7 protein-coding genes and 1 pseudogene are annotated in these 9,174 nt (G+C 63.8%); 2 read left to right on the forward strand and 6 right to left on the reverse strand.

The window, feature by feature from the left end; all coding sequences use genetic code 11:
• Positions 1-70: 70 nt before the first annotated feature.
• On the forward strand, positions 71-961 hold the full coding sequence (locus tag FJ471_RS23540; protein WP_140807130.1) for an SDR family oxidoreductase: 891 nt from the start codon (positions 71-73) through the stop codon (positions 959-961).
• Positions 962-1,006: 45 nt separating this feature from the next.
• Here FJ471_RS23540 and FJ471_RS23545 read toward each other — a convergent pair whose 3' ends face one another.
• From FJ471_RS23545 to FJ471_RS23560, 4 genes are all read right to left on the reverse strand, one after another.
• Positions 1,007-2,047, reverse strand: a complete 1,041-nt coding sequence (locus tag FJ471_RS23545) for an aldehyde reductase (protein ID WP_140807131.1) — start codon at positions 2,045-2,047, stop codon at positions 1,007-1,009.
• An 85-nt stretch (positions 2,048-2,132) separates the two neighbouring features.
• Positions 2,133-4,049, reverse strand: coding sequence for a potassium transporter Kup (locus tag FJ471_RS23550; protein ID WP_140807132.1), 1,917 nt, complete (start codon positions 4,047-4,049; stop codon positions 2,133-2,135).
• Positions 4,050-4,195: 146 nt separating this feature from the next.
• A complete protein-coding gene (locus FJ471_RS23555; protein ID WP_140807133.1) occupies positions 4,196-6,109 on the reverse strand; it encodes a potassium transporter Kup in 1,914 nt (637 codons plus the stop codon).
• Between the two features lie 86 nt (positions 6,110-6,195).
• A complete protein-coding gene (locus tag FJ471_RS23560; protein ID WP_140807134.1) occupies positions 6,196-6,936 on the reverse strand; it encodes a pyridoxine 5'-phosphate synthase in 741 nt (246 codons plus the stop codon).
• 108 nt (positions 6,937-7,044) lie between these two features.
• Between FJ471_RS23560 and FJ471_RS23565 the strand changes: the two genes are divergently transcribed.
• Complete coding sequence (locus tag FJ471_RS23565; protein WP_140807135.1) at positions 7,045-7,443, forward strand: STAS/SEC14 domain-containing protein; 399 nt, start codon at positions 7,045-7,047, stop codon at positions 7,441-7,443.
• A 27-nt stretch (positions 7,444-7,470) separates the two neighbouring features.
• On the opposite strand, the gene FJ471_RS23570 is transcribed toward FJ471_RS23565, so the two are convergent.
• Both FJ471_RS23570 and fusA read right to left on the reverse strand, forming a co-directional pair.
• Positions 7,471-8,598 (reverse strand): ATP-dependent RecD-like DNA helicase, encoded by a 1,128-nt coding sequence (locus tag FJ471_RS23570; RefSeq protein WP_140807136.1) that lies wholly within the window; start codon positions 8,596-8,598, stop codon positions 7,471-7,473.
• A gap of 165 nt (positions 8,599-8,763) precedes the next feature.
• Positions 8,764-9,174: pseudogene (fusA, locus tag FJ471_RS23575) on the reverse strand (elongation factor G); the annotation flags it as partial.

Consider the following 9,174-nt stretch of genomic DNA (forward strand, 5'->3'; position numbering starts at 1 on the left):
TATTTTAGTGCTGGTCTCTTTTTGAGACCACTCAACTCGACCCGCCTCTTGGCAATTCAAGGGATCCCCAATGTCCGAAACCCTTCTCGTCACCGGCGCATCCGGCCATCTTGGCCGAGCCGTCATCAATCATCTGCTGAACACATTCAAGGTTCCAGCGGAACGCATCATCGCCACCACGCGCACGCCGGCGAACCTTGCCGAGCTTGCCGGGCTGGGCGTCGCAGTCCGGGAAGCCAATTTCGACGACACGGCGTCACTCGCCCAGGCTTTCGCGGGCGCCAGCCGCGTGCTCATCATCTCGACCAGCGAACTGGTGATCCAGGGGAAGCGGCGCGAGCAGCAGCTTGCCGCCGTCGCCGCAGCCAAACAGGCGGGCGTCGCCCACTTACTCTACACCTCGCTGCCCGATCCGGAGCCGGGCTCGCCAATCCTGTTCGCGCCCGACCACTACGATACCGAGCAGGCAATCAAGGCGGCCGGCATACCCTACACATTCTTCCGCGACGGCTGGTATGATGAGAACCTGTTCATGTCACTGCCGCAGACCCTGGCGTCGGGACACTGGTATACTTCGGCGGGCGATGGCCGGATCTCCTATTGCGCGCGCGACGACATGGCGGCGGCGATCGCTGGCGGGCTGGCCTTGGCCTCCGATCAAAGCACCACCTACACGCTGACCGGCCCGAAAGCCTACACCGTCGCCGAAGTTGCCGCCCTGGTCACCGAAGTCACCGGCAAACCGATCGAGGTCGTGCAACTCTCGGACGAAGCGCTGACAGAAGGCATGAAGGCGGCAGGCCTGCCCGAGCCTATCGCCCGGCTTCTCGTCTCCTTCGACGCCGCCACGCGGGCCGGCGGCCTCGGCATGGTGACCGATGCCGTCGAGAAACTGTCTGGCCGGAAGTCCCTGTCGCTCCAGCGGTTTTTGGAAGCCAACAAGGCCAAGCTGGCTGGTTGAATATCTTTCTGCGCGGCGGGAGGCCTTATCCTGCCTGTCGCCGCGCTACTTCGCCTTCTTGAGCAACCCAAGCCGGACCAGGCTTTCCGCGGTGGCAACCAGCGCATCCTCGCGCGATCGCGGCGTCCAGCCCAGCATGCGCGTGGCCTTGGCGCTCGTGGCGTTCCTCGGCTTGCCCAGCTCCGTCACGATCTGGGCCGCCTGCCCGTCGAACATCCCGACGATCCGGACCAGCCAGTCCGGCAGCACTCTGGTCGTGATGCGCGATCCCGCGTTGCCCAGCCGCGCCTTCAGCGTCCGCGCGATCTCCAGCATCGTCATGAAGTCGCCGCTGATGGCCAGGAACCGCTGGCCCCGGGCGGCGGGATTGGTCATGGCGCGCAGATGCAGGTCCGCGACGTCGCGCACGTCGACCACGCCGAACACCATGCGCGGCAGGCCGGGCATCTCGCCATCCATCAGGCGCCTGATGAAATCCGTCGAGGTCGAATGATCCGGCCCCAGGACCGGCCCGAAGATGCCGACCGGATTGACGACGGCCAATTGCAGTGACCCGCCTTCGCGATCGATGAGATCCCACGCCGCGCGCTCGGCCAGCGTCTTCGACTTCACATAGGCGCTGACCTTCTGCGACAGATCGGTCCAGTTCTCTTCCATGAACGGACGGCCCGCGACCGGTGTCTGGCCATAGCCGATAGCGGCAAAGGACGAGGTGAGCACGACGCGTTCGACGCCGGCATCGCCCGCCGCCCGCAGCACGCGCAACGCCCCTTCCCTCGCCGGAACGATCAGCTCGTCCTCGTGCTTCGGCACGCCGGGCGGGAACGGCGAAGCGACATGAAGGACGTATCGGCATCCGGCGACCGCTTCGGGCCAGCCCTTGTCGCTCATGAGATCTGCATAAGCGAAGGAAAGCGCGTCGCCCGGCTCGGCGCCACCGACCTTCAGCATGGCAAGAACATCGGCTTCGCGCCTAGCCGAGCGCACCGTCGTGCGCACGCGGTAGCCCGCGTTCAACGCCGCAAGGATGCAATGAGCGCCAAGAAAGCCGGACCCGCCGGTCACAAGCACCAACTCGCCGCCCATACCCCGCCCCTTTCGAAAGCGATTCCCTGGAAAACTGCGTCTTCCATCCGGAATTGCGTGACGTCAGCCTGTGCGGCGCAGTCTGTCAGATCGCGACCTGCGTGCCAATCTCCACCACGCGCCCGGTGGGAATCTGGAAATACTCCGTCGCATCCGCTGCCGTCTTCGCCAGGCCGATGAACAGCCTGTCCTGCCAGATCGGCATGCCGGAATTGGGCGACGCCTTCAACGAGCGACGCGACAGGAAGAAGGACGTCGTCATGATGTCGAACTTCCAGCCCTGCTTGCGGCAGATGGCCAGCGCGCGCGGAATGTTGGGCTGCTCCATATAGCCGAAGGTCAGCGTCACGCGCATGAACAACTCGTTGACCGTTTCCAGCTTGACGCGCTCGCTGTCGGGCACCACCGGTTGCGGCGCCGTCACCACCGACAGGATGACGTTCTTCTCGTGCAGCACCTTGTAGTGCTTCAGGCTATGCATCAGCGCGGTCGGCGCGCTCAGCGGATCGCTGGTCAGGAACACGGCGGTGCCCGAGACCAGCTGCGGCTTCTTCTTCAAGAGGTTCGCCGCCAGGAAATCGAGCGGGATCTCGTTGCGGCGGGTCTTGTCGAACAGATAGCGGCTGCCGCGCACCCAGGTCCACATGCCGAGGATGATGGCGAAGGCGACCGCAAGCGAAGCCCAGCCGCCCTCGAACACCTTGACGATGTTGGAGGCAAAGAAGCCGATATCGATGAAGGCGAACACCGCCGTCAGCGCGGCGGCCGGCCAGATGTTCCATTTCCAGATGCGGGTCATGACGATGAACAGCAGCGTCGTCGTCACCAGCATGTTGCCGGTGACCGAGATGCCATAGGCCGAGGCGAGCTTGCTGGATTCGCCGAAACCGACCACCAGCATCATCACGACCAGCGCGATCAGCATGTTGACGCGCGGCATATAAACCTGGCCCGACTGTTTCTCCGACGTGTGCAGGATTTCGAGCCGCGGCAGCATGTTGAGCTGCACCGCCTGCCTCGTCAGCGAATAGGCCCCGGAGATCACCGCCTGGCTGGCGATAACCGTTGCCGCCGCCGCCAGCACCACCATCGGGATAAGCGCCCAGCCTTCGTTCATCTCGAAGAACGGGTGGCCGACCGTGCCGCCCTTGGCGAGCACATAGGCGCCTTGCCCGGCATAGTTCAAAAGCAGGCACGGGAATACGATCGCTAGCCATGCCAGAACGATCGGCTTGCGACCGAAATGACCGAGGTCGGCGTAGAGCGCCTCGGCGCCGGTGACGGCCAGGAACACCGCGCCGACAGTGACAAAGGACACGTCGGGCGAATTGATGAAGAAGGCCACGATGTAATGTGGGCTGATTGCCCACAGGATTTCCGGATCGTCGATGATGTGATTGAGGCCGGACAGGCCGATGGCGAGAAACCAGATGGCGGTGACCGGGCCGAACACCAGGCCCACGCCGCCGGTGCCGAAGCGCTGGACCGCAAACAGCATCGCAAGGATCAAAAGGGTCAGCGGCACGACATAGGGCTGGAAGGCCGGCGTGACGACATTCATGCCTTCGACCGCCGACAGCACGGAGATGGCGGGCGTGATGACCGCGTCGCCGAAGAACAGCGATGCTCCCACGATGCCGATGCCGAGCACGATCGCCGAACGTGTCGGGAAAGTACCGCGCGCCAGCGCCATCAAGGACAGCACGCCGCCCTCGCCGCGGTTATCGGCGCGCAACACGAACATGATGTACTTGACCGTGACCGTTATCGTCAGCGACCAGATGATCAGCGACAGCACACCCAGAATGTCCGCGCGATTGGCGACGTCGCCGCCTGAGGAAGCATGCAGCGCCTCGCGGAACGCGTAGATCGGGCTGGTGCCGATATCGCCATAGACGACACCGAGCGCGCCCAGCATCAGCACCTTGGTGCTGTGCTGCTCGATTTCCGGGTGGCTCGATTGGTCGGCGGGTTCTGCCTCAGCACCATTGGCAAGGGCCATGGACGACACTCCGATAAAACGCGCGGTGCTCTACGCTTGCTGCGGTGCAATATCAAGTGCCCTGACGTGAGGGCTCCCATGCCGCCGACGCACGGCTTTCAGTTACGGAACGCCCGGGCCTCTTCATCCGGAAAAAATCGGCGTCGTCAGATGGCGACCTGCGTGCCGATCTCGACCACGCGCCCGGTGGGAATTTGGAAATATTCCGTCGCGTCGGCCGCCGAGCGTGCCAGGCTGATGAACAGCCTGTCCTGCCAGACCGGCATGCCGGAATTGGGCGAGGCCTTCAGCGAGCGTCGCGACAGGAAGAAGGACGTCGTCATGATGTCGAACTTCCAGCCCTGCTTGCGGCAAATGGCCAGGGCCCGCGGAATGTTGGGCTGCTCCATGTAGCCGAAGGTCAGCGTCACGCGCATGAACAGCTCGTTGACCGTCTCCATCTTGACGCGCTCGCTGTCGGGCACCACCGGCTGCGGCGCCGTCACCACCGACAGGATGACGTTCTTTTCGTGCAGCACTTTGTAGTGTTTCAGGCTGTGCATCAGCGCCGTCGGCGCGCTCAGCGGATCGCTGGTCAGGAACACAGCGGTGCCCGAGACCAGCTGCGGCTTCTTCTTCAAGAGGTTCGCCGCCAGGAAATCGAGCGGGATCTCGTTGCGGCGCGTCTTGTCGAACAAATAGCGGGTGCCGCGGATCCAGGTCCACATGATCAGCCCCATGAGGCAGGCGACGCTGATCGACACCCAGCCGCCCTCGACGATCTTGACGACATTGGCCGAGAAGAAGCCGAGATCGATGACGCCGAACAGCATGGCCAATGCCAATGCGGCCGCAACCTGCCATTTCCAGAGCCAGCGCATGACGACGAACAGGAGGATCGTCGTCATCAGCATCTCGCCCGTCACCGAAATGCCGTAGGCGGACGCCAGCGCGCTCGAGCTGCCGAAACCGACGACCAGAAGCATCACGCCGAGCGCGACGAGCAGGTTGACCCTCGGCATGTAGATCTGGCCGCTCTGCATCTCGGATGTGTGCTGCACCTCGATGCGGGGCAGAATGTTGAGCTGCACCGCCTGCCTTGTCAGCGAAAAAGCGCCGGAAATGACCGCCTGGCTGGCGATGACCGTGGCTGCCGTCGCCAGGCCCACCATCGGCATCAGCGCCCATTCGGGCAGCATCTGGAAGAACGGGTTGGTGGGCTTGCCGCCATGCGAGAGCACGAACGCGCCCTGCCCGAAATAATTCAACAGCAGGCAAGGGAAAACGATTGCGAACCAGGCCATCACAATCGGCTTGCGGCCGAAATGGCCGAGGTCGACATAGAGCGCCTCGGCGCCGGTGACCGCCAGGAACACGGCGCCGACGGTGACGAAGGCGCCCGTCGGCGTGGTGGCGAGATAATAGAGCGCGTAATAAGGATTGATCGCCAGGAAAACGGATGGATCGTCGACGATGTGGTAGAGGCCAGCCGCGCCGATCGCCACGAACCATGTCGCGGTCACCGGCCCGAACACAGCTGCCACCTTGCCCGTGCCGAAACGCTGCACGGCGAAAAGCACCGCCAGGATGACCAGCGTGATCGGAACCACGTAGGCATCGAGCGCCGGCGTGACGACTTCCAGGCCTTCCACCGCCGAAAGCACGGAGATCGCCGGCGTGATGATCGAATCGCCGAAGAACAGCGCCGCGCCGCAGAGGCCGATCACCAGGATGAGACGCGAGCCCGGGGGATAGGCGCTGCGCGCCAACGCCATCAGCGACAGCGTGCCGCCCTCGCCCTTGTTGTCGGCCCTGAGCACGAAGGCGACATATTTGATCGTGACGATGATGGTGAGCGCCCACACGATCAGCGACAGGACGCCCAGCACGTCATGGCGGGCGACCGAGCTCGACGAGGCATGCAGCGCCTCGCGAAAGGCGTAGATCGGGCTTGTGCCGATATCGCCGTAGACGACGCCCAGCGCGCCAAGCATCAGCACCTTGGTGCTCTGCTGCCGTTCGGTCTCGGCATGGCCCGGGCGTTCGAGGGATTCCGTCTCGCTGGCGTTGGCTAGCACCATGAACCCCACTTCACCGGATTCGTCACGCTCCGAGGCCGCCGCAACGCGCGGGACGCACCAAGACTGCCGAAACTACGCAAGGCGCCCTACCATCCGCAGGCCTTCAAGAACCGCCCGACCGTGCCGGCCATGCCATACTCCAGCGCATCGGCTGTCAACCCGTGTCCGATCGATACTTCGGCCAATGCCGGAATGCGCTTGGCCAGTGCCGGCAGGTTTTGCACGGTCAGATCGTGGCCGGCATTGACGCCGAGCCCGGCCTTGAATGCAACGTCTGCGGTTTTTCCCAATCTTTCCAGTTCTTTCGCCGCCTTTGCGGAATCGGAATGGAAGCCGCCATAGGGGCCGGTATAGAGCTCGATGCGGTCGGCGCCGGTGTCGCGAGCCGCATTGACCGCGTCCGGAGCCGCATCGGAAAACAACGACACGCGGAACCCGCCTTTCTTCAGCCGCGTGACGATCGGAGTGAGGAACGCCGCCTGGGCGACGAAGTTCCAGCCATGGTCCGAAGTCGCCTGCGCCGGGTCGTCCGGCACCAGCGTCACCTGCTCGGGCTGGGTTTTCTCGACAAGCGCCAGGAAATCCTCGGTCGGATAGCCTTCGATGTTGAACTCGGCGCCGGGAAATTCGTCGTCGATCAGCGCCCTGATCTCCGGCAGGTCGGAATGCCTGGTGTGCCGCTCGTCTGGCCTCGGATGCACCGTCAGCCCATGCGCGCCGGCGGCAAGGGCGATGCGGCCAAGTCCGGTGACGCTCGGCCATGGCAGGTCGCGGCGGTTGCGCAGCATGGCGACGGCGTTGAGATTGACCGAAAGCTTGGCGGGCATGAGCTGGGTCCAGTGGATCGGCGCGCATCTATACCGTCTTTGACGGGAACAGATAGAGGGTTTCGCGTGTTCCAGGGGATAGATGCAGGCTAACGTAAGGATCTATCAGTGAATTTCCTCGAAGCCGTGCCGGCGATCCGCCGCATCGAAACCAATCGCGACGCGCTTTTCGCCATTGACGTCGTCGGCGACGTCTCGCCGGCCGATGCGGAAAATCTGTTCGGCCTGCTGGAGGCCGCCTATGCGCTGCATCCGAGGATCGACGTGCTGGTCAGGCTGACCGACGAGGAAAGCGTGGACTGGGCCAATATTTCCAAGGACACGCTGCGTCAGGGCGTTGCCGACGCGATGCAACATGTCGTGCGCTGCGCGGCCATCGGCGAGCCGGGTTGGGCCGCTCTCGTCACCGGCGTTTTTCCCAAGACGCCGCCCTTCGAATTCAGACGCTTCGATGTCGACGACGAGGAGGCCGCCTGGCAGTGGCTTGGCGCAAGGCCGACGGATTAGGCCAGCCTCTCCTGAACCCCGACGCCCCTAGCGTACCACCGTCAGCCGCTCGGCGGCGCGGGTAATGGCGGTATAGAGCCAGCGCTGCCTGGTTTCCTTGAAGGCCCAGCTTTCGTCGAACAGCACGACGTCGTTCCACTGCGAGCCCTGCGCCTTGTGCACGGTCAGCGCGTAGCCATAGTCGAAATCGTCGAAACGCTTCTTCTGTTGCCAGGGGATTTCGGCATCCGGGTCCTCGAAGGCCGCCTTGAGCAGCTTGATCTTGGCGACGCCGCGGTCGGGATCGTCCTCTTCCGGCGAGACCAGAAGATTGATGCCGGGCTTCACCGTCTCGCGCGACGAGGTCATCACCTTCCACAGCGAACCGTTGAGCAGCCCCTTGGCCGGATCGTTGCGCAGGCAGACCAGCTTGTCGCCGGCCTGCGGAAAATCGGCATTGAACCCCTTCAGCTCGCGCAGCCTTTGATTGTAGCGCCGGCGCGTGCGGTTTGTGCCGACCAGCACCTGATCGGCCTTGAGCACGAGGTCCTGGTTGACGCCTTCCCTGCCGATGACCTGCGCCGTGCCGTAGTCGCCATGCATGAATTCACGGCCTTCGCGCACGTCGAGGGCGAGGCGGATGATCGGATTGTCGCGCGCCTGGCGGTGGATCTCGGTCAGCAGCACGTCTGGTTCGTGTTCGGTGAAGAAGCCGCCACCCGAGATCGGCGGCAGCTGCGCCGGATCGCCCAGCACCAGGATTGGCGTGCCAAAACTCTGCAGGTCGCGGCCGAGCTGCTCGTCGACCATCGAGCATTCGTCGATGACGACGAGCTTCGCACGCGATATCGGGCTTTGCCGGTTGAGCGAAAAGGTCGGCGACATCGAGGTCTTGCCGGTCACCTCGTCCGCGACCGATTCTTCCCCCTTCGGCCTATAGATCAGCGAATGGATGGTGCGGGCGTTGGTCGCTCCCTTCGAGCGCAGCACCTGGGCCGCCTTGCCGGTGAAGGCAGCGAACTGCACCTGCCCGTCGACATGCTCGGCGAAATAGCGCGCCAGCGTCGTCTTGCCGGTGCCGGCATAGCCGAACAGCCGGAAGACCTGCGGCCGGCCCTCCTTGAGCCAGCGCCCGACCGCTTTCAGCGCCTCATCCTGTTGGGGAGAAAATTCCATCAGTGCGACAGACCGGATTCGCTGACGAAAGACAAGGTTGGCCGCAATGCCGGCCGTTGTCGGCAGCAATCGCTAGCGCATCCGACAACTCAGGCTACCAGTCACAAGCCGGAACGTAAAGAGAACAAAATTGCAGTGCCTCGGTTGGCTCCGACGAAGAACAAGTCAGCCGAAGGCAGCCACTGCCGGTGGCGGATCGCGGCCAGCCGTCGGAACGGGCGCGTAGTGGTCGAACTGCATCGTGTAGGTCGCGCGGTCCCGGCTCATCGAGCGCAGGTTGTCGAAGTACTTGAACATGGTGGCCAGCGGCACCATCGCGTTGACGACGATGGCCTCGCCGCGGCTTATCCGACTCTTGACCAGACTGCGGCGGCCGTGCAGGTCGCCGATAATGTTGATGACATAGATTTCCGGCGTCACCACCTCGACCTTCATGATCGGTTCGAGCAATTGTACGCCAAGCTTGGGTGCGGCTTCGCGGAAACAGGCGCGGCCGGCGATCTCGAATGCGCGCGCCGAAGAGTCGGTATGATGGTAGGCGCCGTCCATCAGTGTCGCCTTGACGCCGATCATCGG

Source organism: Mesorhizobium sp. B2-7-1 (assembly GCF_006440735.1).
Lineage (GTDB): Bacteria > Pseudomonadota > Alphaproteobacteria > Rhizobiales > Rhizobiaceae > Mesorhizobium.